Origin of the sequence: Mycobacterium heidelbergense (assembly GCF_050205645.1) — a bacterium.
Lineage (GTDB): Bacteria > Actinomycetota > Actinomycetes > Mycobacteriales > Mycobacteriaceae > Mycobacterium > Mycobacterium heidelbergense_A.
This window is the reverse complement of record NZ_JBNMQT010000003.1, coordinates 67862-94178: the sequence shown is the minus strand read 5'-3', so window position 1 is coordinate 94178 and position 26317 is coordinate 67862. Positions and strand designations below refer to the sequence as shown.

Here is a 26317-nt window from a genome sequence, read left to right as displayed (position 1 = left end):
CCAAGTATGGCGCCTCTTGACAGCCAAGAGCAATAACGGCAACACTGTATCCATTAATCGAACCCGACAGAGGACCACCCCCCATGCTGCTTCCACTTGCGACCGAGCCGTTCGTGGCTCCCAGCGACCGCGATATGTTGCCCTCCGAGCGGCGCGCTTTCGTGCGTACCCACCGCACCTGCGTGTTCGGCTACCGTCGGAAAAAGGACGGCCCGGGCATGTCGGTGGTCTACTACATCCCCACTGATGACGATGAGCTGCTGGTGTCGACGATGGCAGAACGCGGCAAGTCTCGGGTCATCGCACGCGACGGCAAAGTGAGCCTCTGTGTGCTCGATGAGAATTGGCCCTTCGCGTATCTACAGGTGTATGCAAACGCGGTGATCGACGATGACCCGGAACTGGTGTGCGATGTCATGATGGCGGTCGCGGGACGGATGTCGGGCCAGGCGCTTCCCGAGGAAGCGCGCGCGTATGTCGACGCTATGCGTGTTGCAGAGCAACGTGTTGTCGTGCGCTGCCGGCCCTACGAAACTTTTGCCCAGCCGCCGCGGCACCTGCATCGCAACGATCAGGAAGAGCAGATCACGCACTGGGTGTCGGCCACCGTGCCCTGGGATGCGCCGGACCCGGCCTGAACACGATGACCAGCATCCTGCTGCAGGGAGCCACGGTGATCACCATGTCGCCGCGCCGACCCGACGCAGAGCGCGTCGATATCCTGATCGAGGACGGCCGGATCAGTGACATCGGTGAACACCACGACCGGTCAACCGTTGAAACCCTTGATCTGTCGGGCCGTATCGTCATTCCCGGTCTGATCAACGCGCACCTGCACACCTGGCAGGGCGCGCTGAGTTTCGCGGGCGCCGACTGGACACTGCTGGAATACCTGCAGCGCGTGCACGCCGACATCGCTCCGTATTGCACTCCGGACGACATCTACATCGGCACTCTCGCGGGTGCGTTGAATCAAATTAACTGTGGTACAACCACACTCGGTGACTGGTGTCACAACAACCCGACACCAGAGCACAGCGACGCCGCGGCCGAGGCGCTTGTCGAATCCGGGATCCGAGCCGTCTTTTTGCACGGGTCGCCCAATCGCGACCCTGAAGTCGCGCATCCGCTCCAAGAGGTGGACCGAATGCTCGACGGCCCCGTCGGCAACCATGAGTTGCTCACCGTCGGTATGGCGATCAATGGACCGCAAATCTCGACTCCTGATGTGGCGGTAGCTGATATGCGTGCCGCGGAAGAACGGCAGCTCATCGCCTCCATGCATCAAAGCGGTGGACAGCCCTCGGCCGCGTGGGCAGCCGCGCACGCGGCGGGCCTATTGGGGCCCCGCACCAACGTCGTGCATGGCGCGGGTCTGAGCGACGACTGGCTTCGAACGTTGGTCGACGTGGGTGTCACTTTTACCACGACGCCGGAAAACGAACTCTGTCACGGCCATTGCGCTCCCGTCACCGGACGACTGTTGCGCCTCGGTTCGGCACCGTCGCTTGGCACCGACACGGTAACTGCGGTGTCCGGCGAAATCCTCACCGCCGCAAGGATTGCGGTGGCCCATCAGCGTGGCCGCGACCATGAACGCCATCGGCAGAAGACAGGAATGATGTCGGCTACCGCGTCCGTCACTAGCAAGCAGGCCCTGTCATGGGCCACCGTCGAGGGCGCCAGAGCTCTTGGCCTGACCGACAGCGTCGGGCGACTCGAGCCGGGCATGCAGGCCGATTTGGTCGTCATCGATGCCCGGGCGCTGAACCTTTGGCCGGCCCACGACCCGATCGCGGCAGCCCTGCACGCCAGTCTGGCCAACATCGAGGCGGTGATGATCGCAGGTGTGTGGCGCAAACGTGGGCACTCTTTGATCGAAGTAGATCTCGACGACGTGCGCGGAAGGTTAGTTGAATCCGGCGACCGGCTACTTCGTGCTCGTCAGGCGGGTGACGCCAGGCAGCCCAACGGCTGACAATGCTAGCCCGGCACGTTGGCGATGATGTTCGTCATCACGATGTCAGACACCGTCTGCGGGAAGCCGCAGAACGTGACCTCCAGCAAGGCCACCGACAGCACCCGGTAGTCGCGACCGCAGCCGCCGGGCCGCATGTGCAGCGAGTTCGCGTCGGCCTTCCACTCGCCGACGAACATTTGGCCGGCCACGCCGTCCGCGCAGTTTCCGACGGTCTTCACCAGCGCGCCGAACGCACCCCGCGCGCCGTCGGGGTCTCGATAGGCCGCGGCGCCCTCGGAGATCAGCGCGCCGTCGGGCGGGTCCTGGAAGGTGGTCTTGTGGAATTCCTGGATGTCGGGCCCGAATGTTGCCGTCTCGGCGAACAGGAACCGGCATTCGCGCGGGGTGTTGTCGGCCAGCGCGTCGATGTCCACCGGAGACGTGTCGTCCATCGTGGGGATGATCGTCAGGTGCTGGCCGGCGCCGGTAATCGCTTGCATGCGTGGCTGGTCCAGCAGGATGGTGTCGACATTGACGCCCTGCACGCCCCGATGGGCCTCGCCGAATGCGGGTACCGCGGTGCCGCCCACCACCCGGGTGCACGCCGCCATCAGCAGCGCCGCGCCGCACAACAGCAGCGGCCGCGCCAATCCCCGGATCTGCGACACCTTTTGCACGCACCCTTCCTGGCTCGAACCTACTCGCCCGATCCAGCCGCAAACACCCCCTGGCCAGCGTCCCGCGACTGGAGGTCGAATACGGTTGCCGGGTGAGTGTTTTCGGCACTGCGTTCGCCAGGGCCAGCGGCGTGGGGTCGTGGCCGGGCACGCAGCCGCGGCAGGCCGCCGAGGTCGTCGTCGGTGAGCTGGCGGACGCACTCGCCCACATCGTTGAGCTGCCGGCCAGGGGAGTCGGCGCCGACATGCTTGGCCGCGCGGGCGCACTTCTGATCGACGTGGCCATCGACACGGCGCCGCGCGGCTATCGCATCGCCGCCCGGCCCGGCGCGGTGACACGCAGGGCCGTCAGCCTCTTCGACGAGGACATGGACGCTCTGGAGGAGGCATGGGAGACCGCTGGCCTGCGCGGCGCCGGGCGCGTGGTCAAGGTGCAGGCGCCCGGGCCGATCACGCTGGCGGCCGAACTCGAGCTGGCCAACGGCCACCGGGCGATCACCGATTCCGGAGCGGTGCGCGATCTGGCGGCCTCGCTGGCCGAAGGCGTAGCCGCGCATCGCGCGGCGCTGGCGCGGCGGCTCGACACACCGGTCGTGGTCCAGTTCGACGAACCGTCGCTGCCGGCGGCGTTGGGCGGGGAGCTGAGGGGCGTCACCGCGCTCAGCCCGGTCGCCGCGCTCGACGAGGCGGTCGCCGGCGCGCTGCTCGACACGTGCGTCGCGACGGCGGGCGCCGAGGTGCTGGTGCACAGCTGCGCGCCCGGATTGCCGTGGAACCTGTTGCAGCGCAGCACCATTGGCGCCGTATCGGTGGAAGCAGCTACGTTGCGGGCGGCGGATCTGGACGGCGTCGCGGCATTCGTCGAATCCGGGCGCACCGTCATGCTCGGCGTGGTCCCCATACGGCAACCGGACAAGAAGCCGTCGGTGGAGGAAATCGCCGCCGCGGTCGTCGCGGTGACTGATCGACTCGGATTCGACCGCCCGGCGCTGCGCGACCGCATCGGTCTCACCCCCGCCTGCGGCCTGGCGACGGCCACGCCGCAGTGGGCCCGTACCGCGATCGAGCTGGCCCGTAAGGCCGCCGACGCGTTCGCCCAAGACCCCGACGCGATCACATAGGCAACCAATTGGTTGCATATCGCGCGACGGTGTGCTTGGCTGAAAGGCAACTAGGAGGTTGCATATGAGTACGGATCGAATCCAGAAGCAAACATTGTTGCGAGCACCGCTGGACCGGGTGTGGCGGGCCATCACCGACGCCGACGAGTTCGGGCGCTGGTTCGGCGTCCGCTTCGACGGGCCCTTCGTCGAGGGCGAGCCCGTCGGCGCGACGATCACCCCGACCACAGTCGACGAGGAAGTCGCCAAACGTCAGCAGCCCCACGCCGGGACCCGCTCCACGTGGCAGATCGTTGCCATCGAACCGCAGCGGCGGTTCGCCTACCGCTGGCATCCTTTTGCCGTCGACCCGAACGTTGACTACGACCGGGAACCGACCACGCTGGTCGAGTTCGCCCTGTCGGAGACGCCCGACGGTGTGCTGCTCACCATCACCGAATCCGGTTTCGACGCCATCCCCGAGACGCGCCGCTACGCGTCGTACGACGCCAACTCCGAGGGCTGGGGGATCCAGGCCGACCTGGTTCGCAGATACGCCGAAGGCCTGCGGGTGTGACCGCACAGCTTTCGGTGGGCGCGCCGCTGTTCGACGCGCTCGGGGACCCCAACCGGCTGCGCATCATCGTTCGGCTCTGCGATCTCGGTCCGAGTTCGACATCGCAAGTCATCAGCGTCATTCCGGTCACGCGTCAGGCCGCCAGCAAGCATCTGCAGCTGCTCGAATCGGTCGGTTTGGTCACCAGCAACCGGCGGGGTCGCGAACGCATCTGGACCGTGCAGACCGAACCCCTGGCCTGGGCCAGTGACTACCTGAACCAGCTGTCGCGGCGGTGGGACGCCGCGGCGGACCGGTTGCGGGCATACGTGGAGGACTGAAAGGGCCGGGTGCTCGCCCAGATTGCCGCCAGGGCTGCGGTCCGGGCGCAGATCGCGACCACCACGGCAATCTCGGCGCATGTGACGTCAGAGCCCTTCGATAGCCTGCGAAGGTGAGCTCGCCAGAGGATGACCCCGTCCCATCCGAGGTACGGCGCCAGTGGCGTGAGCTGGCCGACGAGGTGCGCGAACACCAGTTCCGCTACTACGTGCGCGACGCGCCGATCATCTCCGACGCGGAATTCGACGACCTGCTGCGGCGGTTGGGTGCGCTGGAGGACGAGCATCCCGAACTGCGCACGCCCGATTCGCCCACCCAGCTCGTCGGCGGCGCGGGCTTCGCCACGGATTTCACATCCGCCGAACATCTGGAACGAATGCTGTCCCTGGACAACGTGTTCAGCACCGAAGAGTTCGACCTGTGGGCCGCCCGGGTCCGCGCTGAGGTCGGCAACGACGTGCCGTACCTGTGCGAGCTCAAAATCGACGGTGTCGCATTGGCTTTGGTCTACCGCGACGGCCGGCTGGTGCGGGCGGCCACCCGGGGCGACGGGCGCACCGGCGAGGACGTCACGCTGAATGCGCGCACCATCGACGACGTGCCCGAGCGGTTGACGGCCGGCGACGACTATCCGATACCCGACGTGCTCGAGGTGCGCGGCGAGGTGTTCTTCCGGCTCGACGATTTCGAAGCCCTCAACGCCGCACTGGTCGAGGACGGCAAGACGCCGTTCGCCAACCCGCGCAACAGCGCCGCGGGCTCCCTTCGCCAAAAGGACCCCGCGGTCACGGCCCGGCGCAAGCTCCGGATGATCTGCCACGGGGTCGGGCACACCGAAGGGTTCCGGCCGGCCAGCCTGCACGACGCGTACCTCGCGCTGGGGGCCTGGGGCCTGCCCGTCTCCGACCACACCACCCGGGTCAAGGACGTGGCCGGCGCGCTTGAGCGCATCGCCTACTGGGGCGAGCACCGTCACGACGTGGATCACGAAATCGACGGTGTCGTAGTCAAAGTCGACGATGTGGCGCTGCAGCGGCGGCTCGGGTCCACGTCACGGGCGCCGCGGTGGGCGATCGCCTACAAGTATCCGCCCCAGGAGGTGCAGACCGAGCTGCTCGATATCCGGGTCAACGTCGGCCGCACCGGGCGCGTCACGCCGTTCGCGTTCATGACGCCGGTTACCGTCTCCGGCTCCACCGTGGGTCTTGCCACGCTGCACAACGCCGCCGAGGTCAAGCGCAAGGGGGTGCTGATCGGCGACACCGTGGTGATCCGCAAGGCCGGCGACGTGATTCCCGAAGTGCTGGGACCCGTCGTCGACCTGCGCGACGGCTCGGAACGCGAATTCGTCATGCCCACAACGTGTCCCGAGTGCGGCACCAAGCTGGCTCCCGCCAAGGAGGGCGACGCCGACATCCGTTGTCCCAACTCGCGCTCCTGCCCGGCGCAACTGCGGGAGCGGGTGTTTCACGTCGCTGGTCGCGGCGCCTTCGACATCGAGGCGCTGGGATACGAGGCCGCCATCGCGCTGCTGCAGGCCGGAGTGATCTCCGACGAGGGAGACCTGTTCTCGCTCACCGAGGACGACCTGCTGCGCACCGAGTTGTTCACCACCAAGAGCGGCGCGGTGTCGGCCAACGGCAAGCGGCTGCTGGCCAACCTCGCGAAGGCCAAGTCGCAACCGCTGTGGCGAGTGCTGGTCGCGTTGTCCATCCGGCATGTCGGTCCGACGGCAGCGCGCGCGCTGGCAACCGAATTCGGCGATCTGCAATCCATCGAAGAGGCGTCGACCGAACAGTTGGCCGCGGTCGAGGGCGTGGGACCGACGATCGCCGCCGCCGTCACCGAGTGGTTCACCGTCGACTGGCACCGCGCGATCGTCGACAAGTGGCGGGCCGCCGGGGTGCGGATGGCCGACGAGCGCGACTCCAGCGTGCCGCGCACGCTGGAAGGCCTGACGATCGTGGTTACCGGCTCCCTGACGGGCTTTTCGCGCGACGACGCCAAGGAGGCGATCGTGTCGCGCGGCGGCAAGGCCGCGGGTTCGGTGTCGAAGAAGACCGACTATGTCGTTGCCGGCGACTCGCCGGGATCCAAATACGACAAGGCCGTCGAACTCGGCGTGCCGGTTCTCGACGAGGATGGGTTTCGCCGGCTGCTCGAGGACGGACCGCCCGTGGGGGAGGAAGCCGCCGAGTCGGCGGAGTGACGAGTACGGTACTGGACCGTACAGCCCCGGCGGGCCTATTGTGTGCGCTATGACCCAGGCTGCCGATCGGTGGGGTGAGGCATCACCGTGGTCGCCCCGCGAAGCCGAGTTGCTTGCGGTGACTTTGCGGCTGCTTCAGGAGCACGGCTATGACCGGTTGACGGTGGACGAGGTGGCCAGCGCCGCCCGCGCCAGCAAGGCCACCGTGTATCGACGCTGGCCGTCGAAGGCCGAACTGGTGTTGGCCGCCTTCATCGAGGGCGTCCGTCAGGTCGCGGTCGCGCCGGAGACCGGCACGCTGCGGGGCGACTTGCTACGGCTGGGTGAGGTCTGCTGTCAGGAGACACGCCAGCTCGCCAGCACGATCCGCGCGGTGATGGTCGAGGTGTCGCGCAACCCGGCACTCAACGAGGTGATGCAACGTCAATTCATCGATCAGCGCAAGGCCTTGATACGGCACGTGCTGCAACAGGCCGTTGATCGTGGCGAGATCGCCCAGGAGGCCATCAACGACGAACTCTGGGACCTACTGCCCGGCTATCTCATCTTCCGGTCCATCATGCCGGGCCGGCCGCCCACCCGTCGCACCGTGCAGGTTCTCGTCGACGACGTCCTCATGCCCGGGCTCACCCGATCCGGACGATGAATGTGTACGCTCGCGTCTCTTGTGCAGTACGGTTCAGTACCGTACTGTCAGAGCTATCCATCGACCGCGAAGCGCCGGCAACCGCCCTAGCATCGAGGTTGACCGTATCGCCCGATGATCGAAAGGCTAACGGGTGAAGGGGATTTCGATTGCCACCCTCGTCAGACGCGGCTGGATGGTCCTGGTCGCCGCGCTGGTGGTCGCCCTCGTGGGATTTGCGATCTATCGCCTGCACGGAATCTTCGGCTCGCACTACAACACGACGGCCAATAGCGGCCTCGCCAATGAGATCGTCCCGTTCAACCCCAAGCAGGTGGTCCTCGAGGTATTCGGCTCGCCGGGCGCGGTGGCCACCATCAACTACCTTGACGTCAACGCCCAGCCGCAGGAAGTCAAAAACGCGCCCCTGCCATGGTCGTACACGATCACCACGACCGAGCCCGCGGTCGTGGGCAACGTTGTGGCGCAGGGAAATGGCGACACCCTCGGGTGCCGCATCACCGTCAACGGTGAAGTCAAAGCCGAACGCACCGTCAACAAAGTCGACGCCTACACCTTCTGCCTGGATAAGTCTGGATAAGTCTGGATGAGCAACCATCAACAGTCGCGGCCTCGGGTGCCGCACACCATCCGCCGGCTTGCGCTGCCGATCCTGTTGTTCTGGGTGGCGCTGGCCGCCATCACCAACGTTGCGGTGCCGCAGCTGGAAGACGTTGGTAAAACACACAATGTGGCGCTGAACTCGCCCGACGCGCCATCGCTGAAGGCGATCAAACGCATCGGCCAAGCCTTCCACGAATTCGACACCGACAGCTCGGCGATGATCGTGCTCGAAGGCGACAAGCCGCTCGGCGCGGACGCCCACCAGTTCTACGACGCGATGATCCGCAAGCTCGAGCAGGACAAGAAGCACGTCGAGCACGTTCAGGACTTCTGGGGAGACACCCTGACCGCGGCCGGATCCCAGAGCACGGACGGCAAGGCCGCCTACGTCCAGCTGTTCCTCGCGGGCAATCAAGGCTCGGCATTGGCCAATGAGGGAGTGGGCGCCGTCCGCGACATCGTCGAGCACATGCAACCACCGCCGGGCGTCAAGGCATATGTCACCGGCGCGGCGCCATTGATCTCCGATCAGTTCGACGTCGGCAGCAAGGGCACCGCAAAGGTCACTGCGATAACCATCGGGGTGATCGCGTTGATGTTGTTCTTCGTGTATCGCTCCATCCTCACGACGCTGCTCGTGCTCTTCACGGTGCTCATCGAGATGTCCGCGGCCCGTGGGCTCGTCGCGTTTCTCGGCAACGAAGGAATAATCGGGCTGTCGACGTACGCGACGAATCTGCTCACGTTGCTGGTCATCGCCGCCGGAACGGATTACGCGATATTCTTCGTCGGCCGATATCAAGAAGCGCGCGGGTCCGGCGAGGACAAGGAAACCGCGTACCACACGATGTATCACGGAACGGCCCACATCGTCTTGGGTTCGGGCCTGACCGTCGCCGGCGCTGTGGCTTGCCTCAGCTTTACCCGGCTGCCCTATTTCCAAAGTCTGGGAATCCCTGCCGCGCTAGGCATTCTCGTCGCACTGGCCGCCTCGCTTACCCTCGGCCCGGCCGTGCTTACTCTGGGCGCGTTGGTGGGCATCTTCGAGCCGAAGCGCGCGATGCGAACCCGGGGATGGCGGCGGATCGGCACGGCCATCGTCCGCTGGCCCGCTCCCGTCCTCACCGCGGCGTGCGCGTTGGCCCTGGTGGGTCTTCTTGCGCTGCCCGGATACAAGACGAGTTACGACACTCGTCCCTACATGCCCCAAAGCGCGCCGGCCAATGTCGGTTACACCGCGGCCGAGCGGCATTTTTCCCGCGCCCGGCTGGAGCCCGAATTGTTGATGGTCGAAACGGATCACGACATCCGTAACCCGGCCGACATGCTCATTCTGGACCGGGTGGCCAAGGCGGTGTTCCACGTGCCCGGCGTCGCGCAGGTCCAGACCATCACCCGCCCGCTGGGAACGCCGATCGACCACAGCTCGCTCGCCTTTGTGGTCAGCAATCAGAGCGCGGCCCAGCAGCAAAACCTGACGTATCAGCGAGAACGGGCCGACGACCTGCTCAAGCAGGCCGGCGAATTGTCGAAGACGATCAACATTTTGCGACAGCAGTACGTGCTGCAGCAGCAGCTGGCCGCCGCCACCCACAGCGAAACCCAAAGCTTTCACGACACCGTCGACACGATCAGGGACCTGCGCGACAAGATCGCGAATTTCGACGACTTCTTCAGGCCGATCCGCAGCTACTTCTATTGGGAGAAGCACTGCTTCGACATCCCCGCCTGCTGGGCGATCAGGTCCGTTCTGGACGCCCTGGACGGCATCGATCAGCTCACCGAAAAATTCGAAAACCTCACGGCCACTTTGGATAAGCTCGACGAGTTGCAGCCGAAACTGGTGGCACTCATACCGCCGCAGATCGACAGCCAGGAGACCAATCGCGCATTGACGTTGGCGAGCCACGCGACGCAGTCCGGTATCAACGCGCAGACGCAGTCCGCGATCGATAACGCGACGGCGCTGGGGCGTGCGTTCGATGCCGCAAAGAACGATGACAGCTTCTACCTGCCCCCGGAGGTTTTCGATAATCCCGATTTCAAGCGCGGGCTGAAACTGTTCGTCTCGCCCGACGGCAAGGCGGCCCGCATGATCGTCACCCATGACGGCGATCCCGCGACGCCCGAAGGCATCTCACACATCGACCCAATCACCAAGGCCGCGCACGAGGCCCTGAAGGGCACGCCCATGGCCGGCGCCAAGGTCTACGTCGGCGGCACCGCGGCCACGTACAAGGACATCCAGGACGGCGCCAAGTACGACCTGATGATCGTGGCGCTCGCCGCACTGAGCCTGATATTGCTGATCATGATGATCATCACGCGGAGTTTGGTCGCCGCGCTGGTCATCGTTGGCACGGTTGCGCTTTCGCTGGGCGCGTCCTTCGGCCTTTCGGTGCTGGTTTGGCAGTACATCTTTGGGGTCCAGCTGTACTGGGTGGTGCTCGCGCTGGCGGTGATCCTGCTGCTGGCCGTGGGATCCGACTACAACCTGCTCTTGATTTCGCGGTTCAAGGAAGAGATCCCTGCCGGGTTGAAGACCGGGATCATCCGGGCGATGGCCGGCTCCGGGTCGGTGGTCACATCCGCCGGCATCGTCTTCGCCGTCACCATGTGCGCGTTCGTGTTCAGCGGTTTTCAGGTCCTCGGCCAGATCGGTACCACGATCGGCCTCGGCCTGTTGTTCGACACACTGATCGTGCGCTCCTTCATGACACCTTCCGTCGCAACGCTTTTGGGCCGGTGGTTCTGGTGGCCCCTACGAGTGCGCCCCCGCCCGGCCAGCACGATGCTGCGGCCCTACGGGCCACGTTCCGCGGTGCGTCAACTGCTGCTGTGGGAGGACGGTGACCCGGCGGCGCCCAAATCCCCATCGGTCGCTAGATAATTCAGCGCAACATGGTGGCCACGATTCCGGCCAGATAACCCAATCGGGCCACCTCCGACGGCCGGAATTCGGGGCCCGGACGGCCGAGCACCACCGCGGTGTGTGGATCGCCCAGCGGTGCGGCGACCATCGTGGTGTCCATCTCGCGCCATGCCTGCGGCACCCACTCGGCGTTGCCGTCGAGGGTCACGGCCTGCTCGATCGGCAGCCACGGCGCCGAATCCGCTTTGGTTTCCGGGGCGCCCGGGCTGGCCGCGAGGCGCTGCAGCTCGCCGTCCGAACCCCGCACCACCGCGCACCAGCTCACCCGCAGCACCTTGGGCGCCCCGTCGACCAGAACCTGCAGCCGGGACGCGTTGTCTGCCGCCGCGGCGACATGGTCGAGCAACTCCAGCTCACGGTGCGCTTCGAGCAGGCCGGTGTGCGGACGCACGCTGTCCACCCGGACCCCGGGCAGCGATTCGGCGGCGGTGATCAAGGTGTCGGGCATCGCCCCGAGCGGAAGTTCGATGACCAGGTCGTCGGTCGCATAGCCCGAGCTGCGCTCCACCACGTCGAGCGACAGAATGTCGGCGCCCACCGAACCCAGCGCGACCGCGAGCGAGCCCAGGCTGCCCGGGCGGTCCAGCAGCTCGATGCGCAACAGATACGACGGCACGCGCCCACTTTGGCACAGCGGGGCGCCGGTGGCATTTCGGCCGGTGTCCTGCTTTACTGCCGCCGAGCGTGCGGCTGGCCGCACGCTCGGCACCCAGCGTGCGGCTGGCCGCACGCTCGGCTCGCCTCAGCGTCGGCGGGCGCGACCGGCCCGAAAGCGGGACGTCCGCGCCTAGGTAGGCTTTTCGCTCGTGTCCCAGATCTCCCGCGACGAGGTTGCGCACCTTGCCAGGCTGGCCCGGCTGGCGTTGAGCGACGCCGAGCTGGACAGCTTCGCCGGCCAGCTCGACGCCATCCTGACCCACGTCAGCCAGATCCAGGCGGTCGATGTCGCCGGCGTCGAAGCGACCGACAACCCGCTCAAGGACGTCAACGTCACGCGCCCGGACGAGACGGCGCCGTGCCTCACCCAGGAGCAGGCGCTGGCCGAGGCGCCCGAAGCCGTCGACGGCCGCTTCGCCGTCCCGCAGATCCTGGGAGAGGCCCAGTGACCGACCTCATCCGGTCCGACGCCGCGACCTTGGCCGCGAGGATCGCCGCCAAGGAGGTCTCGTCGGTCGAGCTCACCAAGGCCTGCCTGGACCAGATCGAGGCAACCGACGAGCAGTACGGCGCGTTTTTGCACGTGGCCGCGGACGCGGCCCTGGCGGCGGCGGCGGCCGTCGACAAGGCGCTGGCCGCGGGCGAAGAACCGCCGTCGGCGCTGGCCGGGGTGCCGCTGGCGCTCAAGGACGTGTTCACGACCACCGACATGCCGACGACCTGCGGCTCCAAGATCCTCGAGGGCTGGCGCTCGCCGTACGACGCCACCGTCACCGAGCGGCTGCGCGCCGCCGGCATCCCGATCCTGGGCAAGACCAACATGGACGAGTTCGCGATGGGCTCCTCGACCGAGAACTCCGCCTACGGCCCGACGCGTAACCCGTGGAACGTCGAGCGGGTGCCCGGCGGCTCCGGCGGGGGCAGCGCGGCGGCGCTGGCGGCGTTCCAGGCGCCGCTGGCGATCGGATCCGACACCGGCGGCTCGATCCGTCAACCCGCCGCGCTGACCGCGACGGTCGGTGTCAAACCCACCTACGGCACGGTGTCCCGCTACGGGCTGGTGGCCTGCGCCTCCTCGCTCGATCAGGGCGGCCCGTGTGCGCGCACGGTGCTCGACACTGCGCTGCTGCATCACGTGATCGCCGGGCACGATGCCCGCGATTCGACGTCCGTCGACGCCGAGGTGCCCGACGTGGTGGGCGCCGCGAGAGCCGGTGCCGGCGGTGACCTGAAAGGCGTGCGGATCGGGGTGGTGCGCCAGCTGCACAGCGGCGAGGGCTACCAGCCGGGGGTGCTGTCGTCGTTCGAGGCCGCCGTAGAGCAGCTGCGGACCCTGGGCGCCGAGGTGAGCGAAGTCGACTGCCCGCACTTCGATTACGCGCTGCCCGCCTACTACTTGATCCTGCCGTCGGAGGTGTCGAGCAACCTGGCACGCTTCGACGCGATGCGGTACGGCCTGCGCGTCGGTGACGACGGCACGCACAGCGCCGAGGAGGTGATGGCGCTGACCCGCGCCGCCGGTTTCGGTCCGGAGGTCAAGCGGCGCATCATGATCGGCACCTATGCCCTCTCGGCGGGCTATTACGACGCCTACTACAACCAGGCGCAGAAGGTGCGCACGTTGATCGCGCGCGACCTTGACGAGGCCTATCGCACCGTGGACGTTCTGGTGTCGCCGGCGACCCCGACCACCGCGTTCGGCCTGGGGGAGAAGGTCGACGATCCGCTGGCGATGTACCTGTTCGACCTGTGTACATTGCCGCTGAACCTGGCCGGCCACTGCGGCATGTCGGTGCCGTCGGGGCTGTCTCCGGACGACGGCCTGCCGGTGGGGCTGCAGATCATGGCGCCGGCGTTGGCGGACGATCGGCTATACCGAGTGGGCGCCGCCTACGAGGCCGCCCGCGGACCCCTACCGTCGGCCATCTGAGAACCCGCGGTCACGCCCGGCAGGGCAAGATAAGGGCATGCGGATCGGAATTCTCACCGGGGGCGGCGACTGCCCGGGGCTCAACGCCGTTATCCGGGCGGTGGTGCGCACCTGCGACTCCCGATACGGATCGTCGGTGGTCGGATTCCAAGACGGTTGGCGCGGGTTGCTGGAGAACCGGCGCATGCAGCTGGCCAACGACGACCGCAACGACCGGCTGCTGGCCAAGGGCGGAACGATGCTGGGCACCGCCCGCGTTCACCCCGACAAACTGCGGGCCGGACTGAACCAGATCAAACAGACGCTGGACGACAACGGCATCGACGTGCTCATCCCGATCGGTGGTGAGGGCACCCTGACGGCCGCGCACTGGCTGTCGGAGGAGAACGTGCCCGTCGTCGGCGTGCCGAAAACCATCGACAACGACATCGATTGCACCGACGTGACTTTCGGCCACGACACCGCGCTGACGGTGGCCACCGACGCCATCGACCGGTTACACAGCACCGCCGAATCACACCAGCGCGTGATGCTGGTGGAGGTGATGGGCAGGCACGCCGGATGGATCGCGCTGAACGCCGGGCTGGCCTCCGGCGCGCACATGACGCTCATCCCCGAACAGCCCTTCGATGTCGAGGAAGTGTGCCGACTCGTCAAAAGGCGCTTCCAGCGCGGGGATTCGCACTTCATCTGCGTGGTTGCCGAGGGAGCCAAGCCCATCCCCGGCTCGATTGCGTTGCGCGAAGGCGGAATTGACGAGTTCGGCCACGAGCGCTTCACCGGCGTGGCCGCCCAGCTGGGCGCCGAGGTCGAAAAGCGGATCAACAAGGAGGTGCGGGTGACCGTGCTGGGCCACGTCCAGCGGGGCGGCACCCCGACGGCCTACGACCGCGTGCTGGCGACCAGGTTCGGGGTCAACGCCGCCGACGCCGCGCATGCGGGCGAGTACGGCCAGATGGTGTCGCTTCGCGGCCAGGACATCGGCCGGGTGCCGCTGGCGGACGCCGTGCGCCAACTCAAGCTGGTGCCGGAGAGCCGCTACGACGACGCTGCCGCCTTCTTCGGCTAAGTGGCGACGCGCTCGGCCGACTCCGCCGCCGAAACCCTTCGCTCCCGGTAGAGGGGCACATTTTGGTGGTTTAGCCGGATGTCCTCAGCGGCTATACCGGGGTATGAGCAACCGCGGTTCGGTTCGCGGAGTCGTTCAGCCACCCGCCGCACCGGGCGGGCCGGCAGGCCCCCGGCGCCGACCGCCACCTGCGCCTTCGCGGCGCCCCGCTCCCGATCCCGCAGCGGACACCGAGCCGGAGCCCTACCGCCCGGCCCCGTCCCCACGCCGCCGTCCGGCCAGAGCTGCCGAGCCGGCGAGGCCGCCCAGGCGGGCCCCGGCGCGGCCGGTGACGCCGCCGTGGTTTCACCCCGAGTGGCTGCGGGGCGGGACGGCACTCGACATCCTCAGCGAGCCGGATCCCGGGGAGTCGGCCGGCTTCAACTGGCGGGATGCGATCCGTCGCGTCACCGGGATCGATCTGGGTCCGGGCAAGGACGCAACGCACGAACAGCAGCTGCGGGACCGCATCCGCACGGTCCTGGGCGGTGTCTTTCCCATCGCGGTCCTCAACTTCAAAGGCGGCGTCGGCAAGACCGCGGTGGTCGAGGCGCTCGGCTCGACGTTCGCCAGCGTGCGCGGCGACCGGGTGCTCGCCGTCGACCTCGACGACGGCGACCTGGCGGGGCGGCATGGTCGCAGCAACCCGCTGAGCATGGCCGACCTGCTTTTGGACGACACGGCGACCCAATACCGGGACATCCGGGCGCATACCTACATGAACAGCTTCGGGCTCGAAGTCCTCGGGCTGCCTGACTATGGGCGCGCCGACTGGCGACTGGAGCGCCGCGACGTCGTCAAAGCGTTCTCGATTCTGCGTAACCACTATTCGGTGCTGCTGATCGATTGCGTCAAGGCGGTCAACTCGGCCGTGATGGACGCCGTGCTGCCGGAGTCGCGGGCGCTCGTGGTGGTTACCAGCACCTCCATCGACGCGGTACGGAAGAGCAGAACGACGCTGGAATGGTTGTGCAACAACGGATATCAGCGACTGATGAAGTCGACCGCGCTCGCGATCAACCACGTCGAGAGGGCCAAGCCGGACGCCGTGGCGCTCAAGGAACTCGAGGACCTCTCCGCTCGCGTCGCCACCACCGTGCAGTTGCCGTTCGATCGGCATGTGCATGAGGGCAAAGAGATCGGGCTGGACCGGCTGAGCAGGCAAAGCCGGCGCAGCTACCTGGAGCTGGCGGCCGCGCTGGCCGACATGGTCCCCGGGCGGCGCATCGAGTAGGACGCCCTAGTATCGACCGCATGACTGTTGCCGCGGGCGCACCCCACGCTTCGGGCGCTGAGCTGCTGGATTACGACGACGTCGTCGCGCGCTTCGATCCGGTGCTCGGCCTCGAGGTGCACGTCGAGCTGTCCACCGCTACCAAAATGTTCTGCGGCTGCGCGACCACCTTCGGCGCCGAGCCCAACACCCAGGTGTGCCCGGTGTGCCTGGGGCTGCCCGGCTCGCTACCGGTGCTCAACCGGACCGCGGTGGAGTCGGCGATCCGCATCGGCCTCGCGCTCAATTGCGAGATCGTGCCCTGGTGCCGCTTCGCGCGGAAGAACTACTTCTATCCGGACATGCCGAAGAACTACCAGATTTCGCAGTACGACGAGCCGATCGCCATCAACGGCCACCTCGATGTACCGCTGGAAGACGGCAGCACGTGGCGGGTGGACATCGAGCGCGCGCACATGGAGGAGGACACCGGCAAGCTCACCCACATCGGCAGTGAGACGGGCCGCATCCACGGCGCGACGACCTCGCTGATCGACTACAACCGCGCCGGGGTGCCGCTGATCGAGATCGTCACCAAGCCCATCGTCGGCGCCGGGGCACGGGCGCCGCAGATCGCTCGGTCCTATGTGACGGCGTTGCGAGACCTGTTGCGCGCGTTGGAGGTTTCCGATGTCCGGATGGACCAGGGTTCGATGCGCTGTGATGCCAACGTATCGCTGAAGCCGGCGGGGGCGGACGAGTTCGGCACCCGGACCGAGACCAAGAACGTGAACTCGCTGAAAAGCGTCGAGGTCGCCGTCCGCTACGAGATGCAGCGTCAGGGCGCCGTCCTGGCGTCCGGTGGCCGAATCATCCAGGAAACCAGGCACTTTCACGAAGCGGGGTACACCAGCCCGGGCCGTGCCAAAGAGACGGCCCAGGACTATCGCTATTTCCCCGAGCCCGACCTGGAGCCCGTCGCGCCCAGCCGCGAAGTGGTCGAGCGGCTGCGCCAGACCATTCCGGAGCTACCGTGGCTGGGCCGCAAGCGGATTCAGCAGGAGTGGGGTGTTTCCGACGAGATCATGCGCGATCTGATCAACGCCGGCGCGGTCGAACTGGTCGCCGCGACGGTCAAGCACGGCGCGTCCAGCAAGGAAGCCCGCTCCTGGTGGGGAAACTTCTTGGTGCAGAAGGCCAATGAGGCCGGTGTCGCGTTGGAGGAACTGGCCATCACGCCGGCCCAGGTCGCTGCGGTGATCGCGCTGGTCGACAAGGGAAAGCTGTCCAACAAGCTGGCCCGCGAGGTCGTGGAGGGCGTGCTGGCCGGGGAGGGCGAGCCCGATCAGGTAATGGCCGCCCGCGGTCTGGAGCTGGTGCGCGACGACTCGGTGACACAAGCCGCCGTCGACGAGGCCCTGGCCGCCAATCCCGATGTGGCGGAGAAGATTCGCGGGGGCAAGGTCGCCGCGGCGGGGGCGATCGTCGGCGCGGTGATGAAGGCGACCCGCGGCCAGGCCGACGCGGCGCGGGTGCGCGAGCTGGTCCTGGCGGCCTGCGGCCAGGGCTAGCCAAGGGATAGACGCGTCAGGTCTTGTCGTCGTTGTTGCGCGGGAAGCCGCCACCCTGCGGGAACAACGGGAACACCACGTCGTCGAGCTTCTCGGCGTCGCCGGCGGTCTTGTTGACGGTGGCGCCCCAGACGTTTCCATCGGGCGACATCCGCAGCGCGAACGCGTGGGCGTGGGTGTCCTTGCGAACCACGTCGGGTTCACCGGTCACGGCGCCGGTGTTCGGCGCGAGTCGCACCGCCACCGTCAGCTTGGTATTGATCAGGTTGACCAGCACCGTCCCGTCCATGGCCGCGCACCCGGCGACGCCGGGCTTGTCCGGCCAGGTCCACACCGTGGAGACCTCGGAGGTTTTGGTGATGCGCTGCAACCGGTCCGCGGTGGGGGTGCGGTCGGCGACATACAGCGAGCCGTCGACGGGATCGATGCACAGGCCGCCACCCGAACCGACGCCCGACAGCGCCGTCGTCGGCGGCGCCTGACCGATCGTGGTGGGCTGCTCGATGCGCAGGACCTTGCCGGCCAGCGATTTGGGATCGGCGGCCGCGGCCGGGTTGCCCGCATCGCCGGTCAGCACCACCAGCGTGGTGGGACTGGTGAAGATCAGCGCTCCGGTGTTCCCGGTGGCGCCCTTGGGAATCCCGGTCAGAATGTCCTTCGGGATGTCCCCGTCGGCGATCCGGATCACCCGGTTGTCACCGGGCGTGCTGATGTAGGCGTACATCAAGCGGTCCTGCTGATAGGTGGGCGACAGCACGATGTCCATCAGGCCGCCGTCACCGGACGGGTCGACGGGAATGACCATCTTGACCTTCGGCTCGGCGCTGACCGAGATGTCCTTGACCGCCCCGGTGGTGCGCTCGGCCACCAACGCGGTTTTGCTGTCGGGCCCCATGATGAGGCCGCTCGTGCTCTCCAAGCAGCCCTGCATAACCCCGGGCGCGGGGCACGCCTTGGGGAACGGTGTGGGCGGCAGCGGCGGCGGCGGGGGAGGCGTCGAGCTGGGCTGCGGCTTGAGTTCCGGGTTGGTGGTGAACGGCTGGGACTGTGCGTCGTCGAACCGCGCGCAGCCGCTCGACACGAGCATCACCGCGGACAGTGCAGCGAGCGCGCACCGAATCGACCACCCTGATCGCCCGAGTCGCATGATCGACAGGCTACGGACATCGCGGGCACTGCCGCCACAGACCTGCCGTTGCGTCATCGGCAGCACCGCCGGTTCGGCCCCGCCGGCCGGCCGGTTTCGGCGGGAGTTCACCGTTTCGAAATGATGCCGAGACCATTTGGGGACAATCCGGGCCAATTTGGCGGGGTAAGCGCCGATTGCCTGGCGAAAGGGCCGCTCAAATCCCTGATTTCCGGCCAAATGCCCTTACCCTGACACCCGTGACCAGTCAACCTAATGACGGACTTTGGCAGCGGCCCGGCGAGGCCGAAGAGCCAATCCCGGCACGGCCCGCCACCGCGCGGGTGGTCGACCCGGAAGACGACCTGACACCGGTCGGGTACCCGGGCGATTTCGGAACCACCACCGTCATCCCGTACCAGGATCCCGGTCCGGCCGGCTCCGGCTACCACCTGCTCGACCAGCAGGAGCCCTTGCCGTACGTCCAGCCGCAGTCGGAGTCCGGCGTCTCGGCGGCAGAGCCCGCGGAGATCGATGCAGCCGAGGACGACGAGCGCCATCTCGAGGTCGGCAGGCGTGGCACCCAGCATCTCGGTTTGCTGGTTCTGCGGGTCGGGCTCGGCGTGGTGCTCGGCGCCCACGCGATGCAGAAGCTGTTCGGGTGGTGGGGCGGCCAGGGAGTGGCCGGGTTCAAGAACTCACTGTCCGACGCCGGCTATCAGCACGCCGACATCCTGGCCTACGTCAGCGCCGGGGGCGAGCTCGTCGCGGCCGCGCTGCTGGTGTTGGGGCTGTTCACCCCCCTCGCCGCGGCCGGCGCGCTGGCATTCCTGATCAACGGCCTGCTGGTCACCATGTCGGCGAAGCCGCATTCGCACAGTTTCCCGTTCTTCCTGCCGGACGGGCACGAATACCAAGTCACCCTGATCGTCCTCGCGGTCGCGGTGATCCTGGCCGGACCGGGCCGCTACGGCCTGGACGCGCGCCGGGGCTGGGCGCATCGGCCGTTCATCGGATCCTTCGCCGCCCTGCTCGCCGGCATCGCCGCCGGCATCGGCGTGTGGGCGCTGCTCAACGGAGTCAACCCGCTCGCCTGAGACGGGTTACTGATACGGGTTGGGAACGCGTCCCGAGCTGGCTTCCGTCAGCTGCGGCAGCGTCGCGAACGTGACCGCGGGCAACCGCAATTCGTCACCGCTTTTGAGGCGGGCCCGCGCCCAGGAACCCCGGTGAAAGCGCAGCCCGTCGATGTCCTCCCAGGGCACCGTGCGGCTGCCGAGCAGGCTCCGCACCGTCACGCCCCGGTCGTCGGCGACCGTGCGCAGCCGGATGACAATCGCCGACAACACCACCGGGATGACGAGCAGCGGCGCCGACGGCGGCCAGGCCAGCACCGGTATCAGCAACCCGAGGGTCAAGAATCCGACGGCGATGTGCGCCATCGGCGAAATTTTGATCACCACGGGCGGGCCAGCGGGTGTGGGGGCGGACGAACCGGTAGGCACCCGAGCATCATTCCACTCCGCCGGAGCGGTCGCGGATTTGACGGCTGAGCTGTGCGAAGGCTACCGTCGGGGGCTATGGAACCCGCCGGAAAGCCCGGAATGCTCGTAGTAATTAGTCGGCGCGTTGGTGGCTGACTAACACTTCAGCATTTGAAGCGATCCTCCCACCAACGCCCTCGTGCAGCAGCTGAGCTGACGGGGGTTTTTTCTTGCCCACAGACAACGAAGACGAAGAGGACGAGAGTGAGCGCACCCACGAGGCCACACGCCGGGTCGCAGGAAGCGGCCAACGGCGCGCCGAAACCCGCCGCGAAGGCCGCCCAGTCGAAGCGCATTGCGCCGGAGCAACTGACCGGCGCCCAGTCGGTAATCCGGTCGCTGGAGGAGCTCGACGTCGACGTCATCTTCGGCATCCCCGGCGGCGCCGTACTGCCCGTCTATGACCCGCTGTTCGACTCGAAGAAACTGCGCCACGTGCTGGTCCGCCACGAGCAGGGCGCCGGTCACGCCGCCAGTGGCTACGCACACGCCACCGGCCGGGTCGGGGTCTGCATGGCCACCTCGGGTCCCGGCGCCACCAACCTGGTGACCGCGCTGGCCGATGCGCAGATGGACTCCATCCCCGTGGTCGCGGTCACCGGGCAGGTCGGTCGCGGGCTGATCGGCACCGACGCCTTCCAAGAGGCCGACATCTCGGGCATCACGATGCCGATCACCAAGCACAACTTCCTGGTTCGCTCCGGCGACGACATTCCCCGGGTGCTGGCGGAGGCGTTCCACATCGCGTCCTCGGGACGCCCGGGCGCCGTCCTCGTCGACATCCCCAAGGACGTGCTGCAGGGGCAGTGCACGTTCAGCTGGCCGCCGCGCATGGATCTGCCCGGTTACAAGCCGAACACCAAACCGCACGGCCGGCAGATCCGCGAGGCGGCCAAGCTGATCGGCGCCGCGACCAAACCGGTGCTCTACGTCGGCGGCGGTGTGATCCGCGGTGAGGCGACCGAGCAGCTGCGAGATTTGGCCGAGCTGACCGGTATTCCGGTGGTCACCACGTTGATGGCGCGCGGCGCCTTCCCGGACAGCCATGAGCAGAACCTGGGCATGCCCGGCATGCACGGCACCGTCGCCGCGGTCGCCGCGCTGCAACGCAGCGACCTGCTGATCGCGCTGGGCACCCGCTTCGACGACCGGGTCACCGGACAGCTCGCCTCGTTCGCGCCCGAGGCCAAGGTCATCCACGCCGACATCGACCCGGCGGAGATCGGCAAGAACCGGCACGCCGATGTGCCCATCGTCGGCGACGTCAAAGCCGTTATCACCGAACTCATCTCGATGCTGCGGCACTACGAGATTCCGGGAAAGATCGACATGGCCGATTGGTGGCGATACCTGCAGGAGGTCCAGTCCACCTATCCGCTGAGTTATGGACCGCAGAGCGACGGCAGCCTCGGCCCGGAGTACGTGATCGAGAAGCTGGGCCAGATCGCAGGCCCGGACGCCGTCTACGTCGCCGGTGTCGGTCAGCACCAGATGTGGGCCGCGCAGTTCATTCGCTACGAAAAGCCGCGCACCTGGCTGAATTCCGGCGGGCTGGGCACCATGGGCTTCGCGATCCCGGCGGCCATGGGCGCCAAGATCGCCCGTCCCGACGCGGAGGTCTGGGCGATCGACGGTGACGGGTGCTTCCAGATGACCAACCAGGAACTGGCTACCTGCGCGATCGAGGGCATACCGATCAAGGTGGCGCTGATCAACAACGGCAACCTCGGCATGGTGCGGCAGTGGCAGAGCCTGTTCTACGGGGAGCGCTACTCGCAGACCGACCTGGCCACGCACTCGCACCGCATCCCGGACTTCGTGAAGCTGGCCGAGGCGCTGGGTTGCGTCGGATTGCGTTGCGAGCGTGAAGAAGACGTCGCCGACGTGATCAACGCGGCGCGCGCGATCACCGACCGCCCGGTGGTGATCGACTTCATCGTGGGCGCCGACGCGCAGGTGTGGCCGATGGTGGCCGCCGGGACCAGCAATGACGAGATTCAGGCGGCCCGTGGCATTCGCCCGCTATTCGATGACGAGAGCGAAGGGCACGCGTGATGCGCGCCGGCGACGATGCAGTGGGGGCGCCCCCAGCCGCGGAGCGGCGAGGGGGACGTAGCGATGAGGAGGAGCGGCGCACATGATGGGATCGCCTAAGACGCACACGTTGTCGGTGCTGGTCGAGGACAAGCCCGGTGCGCTCGCACGGGTTGCGGCGCTGTTCTCGCGGCGTGGTTTCAACATCGAGTCGTTGGCTGTCGGCGCCACCGAGCAGAAGGACATGTCGCGGATGACCATCGTGGTCTCGTGCGAGGACACTCCGCTCGAGCAGGTCACCAAGCAGCTCAACAAACTGATCAACGTCATCAAGATCATCGAGCAGGACGAGGAGAACTCGGTGTCCCGGGAGCTGGCCCTGATCAAGGTGCGCGCCGACGCCGGTTCTCGCAGCCAGGTGATCGAGGCCGTAAATCTCTTCCGCGCCAAGGTGGTTGACGTATCGCCGGAGGCACTGACCATCGAGGCCACCGGCGACCGCGGCAAGCTCGAGGCGCTGCTGGGGGTCCTGGAGCCGTTCGGCATTCGCGAAATCGTGCAATCCGGCATGGTCTCGATGGCCCGCGGTTCACGCGGCATCGGTACCGCCAAGTAACTCATCGAATAGAAGGAAAATTCACAGTGGCATTAGAGATGTTCTACGACGACGACGCAGACCTGTCGATCATCCAGGGCCGCAAGGTCGGCGTCATCGGATACGGCAGCCAAGGGCACGCGCACTCGCTGAGCCTGCGCGACTCGGGCGTGCAGGTCCGCGTCGGGCTGCAGGAGGGTTCGAAGTCCCGGGCCAAGGTTTCCGAGCAGGGCCTGGACGTCGACACGCCCGCCGAGGTCGCCAAGTGGGCCGACGTGATCATCTTGCTGGCTCCCGACACCGCGCAGGCCGACATCTTCAAAAACGAGATCGAGCCCAACCTGAACGCCGGCGACGCATTGTTTTTCGGCCACGGGCTCAACGTTCACTTCGGTTTGATCAAGCCGCCCGCCGACGTCACGATCGCGATGGTCGCCCCCAAAGGTCCCGGCCACCTGGTGCGCCGCCAGTTCGTCGACGGCAAGGGCGTGCCGTGCCTGATCGCCGTCGACCAAGACCCCACCGGCAACGGCCAGGCGCTGGCGCTGTCCTACGCCAAGGCCATCGGCGGCACCCGGGCCGGGGTCATCAAAACGACCTTCAAAGACGAGACCGAAACCGACCTCTTCGGTGAGCAGGCCGTATTGTGCGGTGGCACAGAGGAACTGGTGAAGACGGGCTTCGACGTGATGGTCGAGGCGGGCTATCCGCCGGAGATGGCGTACTTCGAGGTGCTGCACGAGCTGAAGCTCATCGTCGACCTGATGTACGAGGGTGGCATCGCCCGGATGAACTACTCGGTCTCCGACACAGCGGAATTCGGTGGATACCTGTCGGGCCCGCGCGTCATCGACGCCGACACCAAGGAGCGGATGCGCGCCATCCTGCGTGACATCCAGGACGGCAGCTTCGTCAAGAAGCTGGTGGCCAACGTCGAGGGCGGCAACAAGCAACTCGAGCAGCTGCGCAAGCAAAACGCCGAGCATCCCATCGAAGTGACCGGCAAGAAGCTGCGCGACCTGATGAGCTGGGTTGACCGCCCGATCACCGAGACGGCGTAGCCTCTGGCGCGGCCGGCCTCAACCAACAGATAGGGGCGCCATGGCGGAGCCGTCCGTCACCAATGCCGCCGATCGCAAACCCAAGCGGTATGAGATCAGCGTCGGCGGCGTGCAGGCGGGGCTGGCCGCCTACGTCGATACCGCCACGCAGCGCATCTTCTACCACACCGAAACCGGCGACGACTTCGCCGGACAAGGCCTGGGCAGCATGCTCGTCGCGGCCGCGCTCGCGGACACCCGCGCGTCGGGTAGACGCATCGTGGCACTGTGCCCGTTCGTCGCGGCCTACGTCGACAAGCACGACGATTTCGACGACATCGTGGATCCGATAACCCCGCAAGCGCACGCCGTCGTGCGCGCGGCGCTGGCCGACGACGCCTGACGGGCGCCGAAACGTGAACTGCGGCAGGGGCTACGAGGTCAGGCGGTCGGCCGTGCGTACAACGCGGCGCGCCAGATGGTCGAGCGCGTCGTTGGTCGCGTCGTCGAACTCGTGGATGTTGTCGTGGGTGGAGACCAGGCTCACCCCATACGGGTTGCCGTCGACGAACTTGACCGGATCGGTGTAGCCCGGCGGCACGATGATGCCGCCGAAGTGCATCAGCGTGAAATACAGCGCGACCAGCGTGGTTTCCTGGCCGCCGTGCAGGGTGTTGGAGGACGTGAAGCCCGCGTACACCTTGTCGGCCAACTTGCCCTCGGCCCAGAGCCCACCCAGCGAGTCGAGGAAGGCGCGCAATTGCGCTGCGGGCGAACCGAACCGGGTCGGCGAGCCGAAGATCACCGCGTCGGCCCACACGATGTCGTCGCCGGTTGCCGCGGGAAGATCCTTGGTCGCTTCGTAGTTCGCCGTCCAGGCCGGGTTCTGGGCGAACGACTCCGGGTCGCGCGTTTCGCCGACGTGTCGCAGGCGGACTTCGGCGCGCGCGGCCTCGGCCGCCGCGGCGACGCGCTGCGCCATCGCGGTGCCGTGACCGGTGGCCGAGTAGTAGATGATCGCGAGCTTGGTCATGGCCCAAGCCTAGGCATGCCCAGCCCGAATTCGCGGCGCAGCAGGGTGCGCGCGGCGTAGTAGCCGGCCATGCCGTGCACGCCGCCGCCGGGCGGGGTGGCCGCGGAACACAGATACGCCTTGGGAATCGGTGTGCGCCAAGGGTTCAGGCGCGGCGTGGGGCCGGCGATCGCGCGCCACGCCGAATTTCCGCCCATCCCGATATCGCCGCCCACGTAGTTGGCGTTGTGGTCGCACATCCGCGCGGCGGGCACCGCACGGGCCGCCAGCACGAGGTCGCGGAAGCCGGGTGCGAATCGCTCCATCACCGCGGTCACTGCCTTCGTCGCGTCGACGGTGGAGCCCGAGGGCACGTGGGCGTAGGTCCAGAACGGGCGGCGGCCCCGGCCGTCGATGCGGGCGGGATCGGCGAGGTGGGGCGCGGCCGCCAGCACCATCGGCCACTGCGCGTGGCGGCCGGCCGCGATTTCGGCTTCGGCGTGCGCCATCTGCTCGCGGGTGCCGCCGAGATGAAGGGTCGGCGCGTGGCGCAACCGCTCGTCCGACCACGGAATCTCGCCGCCGAGCACGAAGTCGACCTTGGCGACCCCAGGTCCGAAACGGTAGCGGCGCAATGCCTTAGCGTAACGGGAGGGTAGCGCGTCGCCGTAAATGCGCAGCAGCGCGGTCGGTGCCGTGTCGAATGCGACGACACCGCTTGGCGGCCCGGTGATTTCGTAGCCGGCAGTCAGCTCGCCGCCGTGCGCGCGCAGGTCGGCGATTAGCGCGTCGGTGATCGCCTGGCTGCCGCCTACCGGAATCGGCCAGCCGACCGAATGGGCCAGTGTCGCCAACATCAACCCGGCGCCGGCGGCAGTCAGCGACGGCATTCGCGAAATGACATGAGCGGCAACGCCGGTGAACAGCGCGCGGGCGTCTTCGCCGGCCAGCGATCCCCACGCGACAGTGCCCTGGGCCAGCATCCGCAGCCCAAGGCGCAGCGCGGACGGCAACGAGGGGGGCACCGAGCGCTTGTCGCCGAGCAGCAATCCGACCACCTCGGGCGAGTCCGTCACCAAGGGGCCCAGCAGCCGCCGCCAGGATGCCCCGTCGGTCAACTCGGCGCAGGTGCGGTCCAGATCGCGGTAGGCGATCACGGCGGGGCGGCCCGGCAGCGGATTGGCGTACGCGATCTCGGGCACCTCCAGCCGCACCCCTCGGGCGGGCAGATCGAACTCCGCGAAGAACGGCGACGCCAGCGCCAGCGGGTGAACCGCCGAGCAGATGTCGTGTTGGACTCCGGGAAATTCTGGGTCGGCCGCCGTGCGCGCGCCGCCGCCGAAGGTCGGCTGGGCCTCGACGACCTGCACTTTGAGTCCGGCGCGGGCGCAGATTACGGCCGCTGTCAGCCCGTTGGGCCCGCTGCCGACGACGGTGACGTCCACCGGTCAATTAGAGCGGA

General features: G+C 67.4%; 25 protein-coding genes and 1 pseudogene. 20 read left to right on the top strand and 6 right to left on the bottom strand.

Features of this window, described 5'->3' with window-relative positions; genetic code table 11:
* Positions 1 to 83: 83 nt before the first annotated feature.
* Complete coding sequence (locus tag ACQI5H_RS03775) at positions 84 to 638, top strand: pyridoxamine 5'-phosphate oxidase family protein (protein WP_427078070.1); 555 nt, start codon at positions 84 to 86, stop codon at positions 636 to 638.
* A 5-nt stretch (positions 639 to 643) separates the two neighbouring features.
* Entirely contained in the window at positions 644 to 1978 is a 1335-nt protein-coding gene (locus ACQI5H_RS03770; RefSeq protein WP_427078069.1) for an amidohydrolase family protein, read from the top strand.
* A 5-nt stretch (positions 1979 to 1983) separates the two neighbouring features.
* On the opposite strand, the gene ACQI5H_RS03765 is transcribed toward ACQI5H_RS03770, so the two are convergent.
* The gene (locus tag ACQI5H_RS03765; protein WP_427078317.1) at positions 1984 to 2619 is read right to left on the bottom strand and encodes a sensor domain-containing protein; all 636 of its coding nucleotides are present in this window, start codon (positions 2617 to 2619) and stop codon (positions 1984 to 1986) included.
* Positions 2620 to 2729: 110 nt separating this feature from the next.
* Here ACQI5H_RS03765 and ACQI5H_RS03760 point away from each other — a divergent pair, with 110 nt between their 5' ends.
* The 7 genes from ACQI5H_RS03760 to ACQI5H_RS03730 all read left to right on the top strand — a co-directional run bounded on the left by ACQI5H_RS03760 (position 2730) and on the right by ACQI5H_RS03730 (position 10983).
* The gene (locus ACQI5H_RS03760) at positions 2730 to 3758 is read left to right on the top strand and encodes a methionine synthase (RefSeq protein ID WP_427078068.1); all 1029 of its coding nucleotides are present in this window, start codon (positions 2730 to 2732) and stop codon (positions 3756 to 3758) included.
* Positions 3759 to 3822: 64 nt separating this feature from the next.
* A complete protein-coding gene (locus tag ACQI5H_RS03755; RefSeq protein ID WP_427078067.1) occupies positions 3823 to 4314 on the top strand; it encodes an SRPBCC family protein in 492 nt (163 codons plus the stop codon).
* Positions 4311 to 4634, top strand: a complete 324-nt coding sequence (locus ACQI5H_RS03750) for an ArsR/SmtB family transcription factor (RefSeq protein WP_427078066.1) — start codon at positions 4311 to 4313, stop codon at positions 4632 to 4634. Before ACQI5H_RS03755 ends, ACQI5H_RS03750 begins: the two co-directional genes overlap by 4 nt.
* A gap of 113 nt (positions 4635 to 4747) precedes the next feature.
* Positions 4748 to 6844 carry an NAD-dependent DNA ligase LigA gene (gene ligA / locus ACQI5H_RS03745; protein WP_427078065.1) on the top strand — a complete coding sequence of 699 codons (2097 nt, stop codon included), beginning with the start codon at positions 4748 to 4750 and terminating at the stop codon, positions 6842 to 6844.
* A 37-nt stretch (positions 6845 to 6881) separates the two neighbouring features.
* Entirely contained in the window at positions 6882 to 7490 is a 609-nt protein-coding gene (locus ACQI5H_RS03740) for a TetR/AcrR family transcriptional regulator (RefSeq protein WP_427078316.1), read from the top strand.
* A gap of 133 nt (positions 7491 to 7623) precedes the next feature.
* Complete coding sequence (locus ACQI5H_RS03735) at positions 7624 to 8070, top strand: MmpS family transport accessory protein (RefSeq protein ID WP_427078064.1); 447 nt, start codon at positions 7624 to 7626, stop codon at positions 8068 to 8070.
* A 6-nt stretch (positions 8071 to 8076) separates the two neighbouring features.
* Positions 8077 to 10983: an RND family transporter gene (locus tag ACQI5H_RS03730; RefSeq protein ID WP_427078063.1), complete on the top strand. Its 2907-nt coding sequence runs from the start codon at positions 8077 to 8079 to the stop codon at positions 10981 to 10983.
* A gap of 1 nt (position 10984) precedes the next feature.
* Here the strand turns inward: ACQI5H_RS03730 and ACQI5H_RS03725 are convergent, their stop codons facing one another.
* The gene (locus ACQI5H_RS03725) at positions 10985 to 11641 is read right to left on the bottom strand and encodes an amino acid-binding protein (protein ID WP_427078062.1); all 657 of its coding nucleotides are present in this window, start codon (positions 11639 to 11641) and stop codon (positions 10985 to 10987) included.
* Positions 11642 to 11831: 190 nt separating this feature from the next.
* Here ACQI5H_RS03725 and gatC point away from each other — a divergent pair, with 190 nt between their 5' ends.
* The 5 genes from gatC to gatB all read left to right on the top strand — a co-directional run bounded on the left by gatC (position 11832) and on the right by gatB (position 17504).
* Positions 11832 to 12131, top strand: a complete 300-nt coding sequence (gene gatC, locus ACQI5H_RS03720) for an Asp-tRNA(Asn)/Glu-tRNA(Gln) amidotransferase subunit GatC (RefSeq protein WP_076063264.1) — start codon at positions 11832 to 11834, stop codon at positions 12129 to 12131.
* Entirely contained in the window at positions 12128 to 13612 is a 1485-nt protein-coding gene (gene gatA, locus ACQI5H_RS03715; RefSeq protein WP_427078061.1) for an Asp-tRNA(Asn)/Glu-tRNA(Gln) amidotransferase subunit GatA, read from the top strand. The genes gatC and gatA overlap by 4 nt, the downstream gene beginning before the upstream one ends.
* Before the next feature lie 37 nt (positions 13613 to 13649).
* Positions 13650 to 14681, top strand: coding sequence for an ATP-dependent 6-phosphofructokinase (locus ACQI5H_RS03710; protein ID WP_076063260.1), 1032 nt, complete (start codon positions 13650 to 13652; stop codon positions 14679 to 14681).
* Positions 14682 to 15009: 328 nt separating this feature from the next.
* Positions 15010 to 15954: a MinD/ParA family ATP-binding protein gene (locus tag ACQI5H_RS03705; RefSeq protein WP_427078060.1), complete on the top strand. Its 945-nt coding sequence runs from the start codon at positions 15010 to 15012 to the stop codon at positions 15952 to 15954.
* A 20-nt stretch (positions 15955 to 15974) separates the two neighbouring features.
* Entirely contained in the window at positions 15975 to 17504 is a 1530-nt protein-coding gene (gene gatB, locus ACQI5H_RS03700; RefSeq protein WP_427078059.1) for an Asp-tRNA(Asn)/Glu-tRNA(Gln) amidotransferase subunit GatB, read from the top strand.
* Between the two features lie 16 nt (positions 17505 to 17520).
* Here the strand turns inward: gatB and ACQI5H_RS03695 are convergent, their stop codons facing one another.
* Positions 17521 to 18651: a PQQ-dependent sugar dehydrogenase gene (locus tag ACQI5H_RS03695; RefSeq protein WP_427078315.1), complete on the bottom strand. Its 1131-nt coding sequence runs from the start codon at positions 18649 to 18651 to the stop codon at positions 17521 to 17523.
* A 239-nt stretch (positions 18652 to 18890) separates the two neighbouring features.
* Between ACQI5H_RS03695 and ACQI5H_RS03690 the strand changes: the two genes are divergently transcribed.
* Positions 18891 to 19727, top strand: a complete 837-nt coding sequence (locus ACQI5H_RS03690) for a DoxX family protein (RefSeq protein ID WP_427078058.1) — start codon at positions 18891 to 18893, stop codon at positions 19725 to 19727.
* 6 nt (positions 19728 to 19733) lie between these two features.
* Here ACQI5H_RS03690 and ACQI5H_RS03685 read toward each other — a convergent pair whose 3' ends face one another.
* Positions 19734 to 20072: a PH domain-containing protein gene (locus ACQI5H_RS03685; RefSeq protein WP_427078057.1), complete on the bottom strand. Its 339-nt coding sequence runs from the start codon at positions 20070 to 20072 to the stop codon at positions 19734 to 19736.
* A 306-nt stretch (positions 20073 to 20378) separates the two neighbouring features.
* Between ACQI5H_RS03685 and ACQI5H_RS03680 the strand changes: the two genes are divergently transcribed.
* From ACQI5H_RS03680 to ACQI5H_RS03660, 5 genes and pseudogenes are all read left to right on the top strand, one after another.
* Positions 20379 to 22229, top strand: a complete 1851-nt coding sequence (locus tag ACQI5H_RS03680; RefSeq protein WP_427078056.1) for an acetolactate synthase large subunit — start codon at positions 20379 to 20381, stop codon at positions 22227 to 22229.
* Between the two features lie 2 nt (positions 22230 to 22231).
* Positions 22232 to 22315 (top strand): annotated as a pseudogene (locus ACQI5H_RS03675) (hypothetical protein); the annotation flags it as partial.
* The gene (gene ilvN, locus ACQI5H_RS03670; RefSeq protein ID WP_076125926.1) at positions 22315 to 22824 is read left to right on the top strand and encodes an acetolactate synthase small subunit; all 510 of its coding nucleotides are present in this window, start codon (positions 22315 to 22317) and stop codon (positions 22822 to 22824) included. The pseudogene ACQI5H_RS03675 and the gene ilvN, both read left to right, overlap by 1 nt.
* A 38-nt stretch (positions 22825 to 22862) precedes the next feature.
* Positions 22863 to 23864, top strand: a complete 1002-nt coding sequence (ilvC, locus tag ACQI5H_RS03665; RefSeq protein WP_427078314.1) for a ketol-acid reductoisomerase — start codon at positions 22863 to 22865, stop codon at positions 23862 to 23864.
* 40 nt (positions 23865 to 23904) lie between these two features.
* Positions 23905 to 24246, top strand: coding sequence for a GNAT family N-acetyltransferase (locus ACQI5H_RS03660; protein WP_427078055.1), 342 nt, complete (start codon positions 23905 to 23907; stop codon positions 24244 to 24246).
* 30 nt (positions 24247 to 24276) lie between these two features.
* On the opposite strand, the gene wrbA is transcribed toward ACQI5H_RS03660, so the two are convergent.
* Complete coding sequence (wrbA, locus tag ACQI5H_RS03655) at positions 24277 to 24876, bottom strand: NAD(P)H:quinone oxidoreductase (RefSeq protein ID WP_427078054.1); 600 nt, start codon at positions 24874 to 24876, stop codon at positions 24277 to 24279.
* On the bottom strand, positions 24873 to 26300 hold the full coding sequence (locus ACQI5H_RS03650) for a phytoene desaturase family protein (protein ID WP_427078053.1): 1428 nt from the start codon (positions 26298 to 26300) through the stop codon (positions 24873 to 24875). Before ACQI5H_RS03650 ends, wrbA begins: the two co-directional genes overlap by 4 nt.
* Positions 26301 to 26317 lie beyond the last annotated feature (17 nt).

Coding starts and splice junctions, on each gene's coding strand:
- ilvC (WP_427078314.1), top strand. CDS start 22,863: ATGTTCTACGACGACGACGCAGACCTGTCGATCATCCAGGGCCGCAAG.
- ACQI5H_RS03755 (WP_427078067.1), top strand. CDS start 3,823: ATGAGTACGGATCGAATCCAGAAGCAAACATTGTTGCGAGCACCGCTG.
- ilvN (WP_076125926.1), top strand. CDS start 22,315: ATGGGATCGCCTAAGACGCACACGTTGTCGGTGCTGGTCGAGGACAAG.
- ACQI5H_RS03685 (WP_427078057.1), bottom strand. CDS start 20,072: ATGGCGCACATCGCCGTCGGATTCTTGACCCTCGGGTTGCTGATACCG.
- wrbA (WP_427078054.1), bottom strand. CDS start 24,876: ATGACCAAGCTCGCGATCATCTACTACTCGGCCACCGGTCACGGCACC.
- ACQI5H_RS03660 (WP_427078055.1), top strand. CDS start 23,905: ATGGCGGAGCCGTCCGTCACCAATGCCGCCGATCGCAAACCCAAGCGG.
- ACQI5H_RS03775 (WP_427078070.1), top strand. CDS start 84: ATGCTGCTTCCACTTGCGACCGAGCCGTTCGTGGCTCCCAGCGACCGC.
- ACQI5H_RS03730 (WP_427078063.1), top strand. CDS start 8,077: ATGAGCAACCATCAACAGTCGCGGCCTCGGGTGCCGCACACCATCCGC.
- gatB (WP_427078059.1), top strand. CDS start 15,975: ATGACTGTTGCCGCGGGCGCACCCCACGCTTCGGGCGCTGAGCTGCTG.
- ACQI5H_RS03770 (WP_427078069.1), top strand. CDS start 644: ATGACCAGCATCCTGCTGCAGGGAGCCACGGTGATCACCATGTCGCCG.
- ACQI5H_RS03695 (WP_427078315.1), bottom strand. CDS start 18,651: ATGCGACTCGGGCGATCAGGGTGGTCGATTCGGTGCGCGCTCGCTGCA.
- ACQI5H_RS03710 (WP_076063260.1), top strand. CDS start 13,650: ATGCGGATCGGAATTCTCACCGGGGGCGGCGACTGCCCGGGGCTCAAC.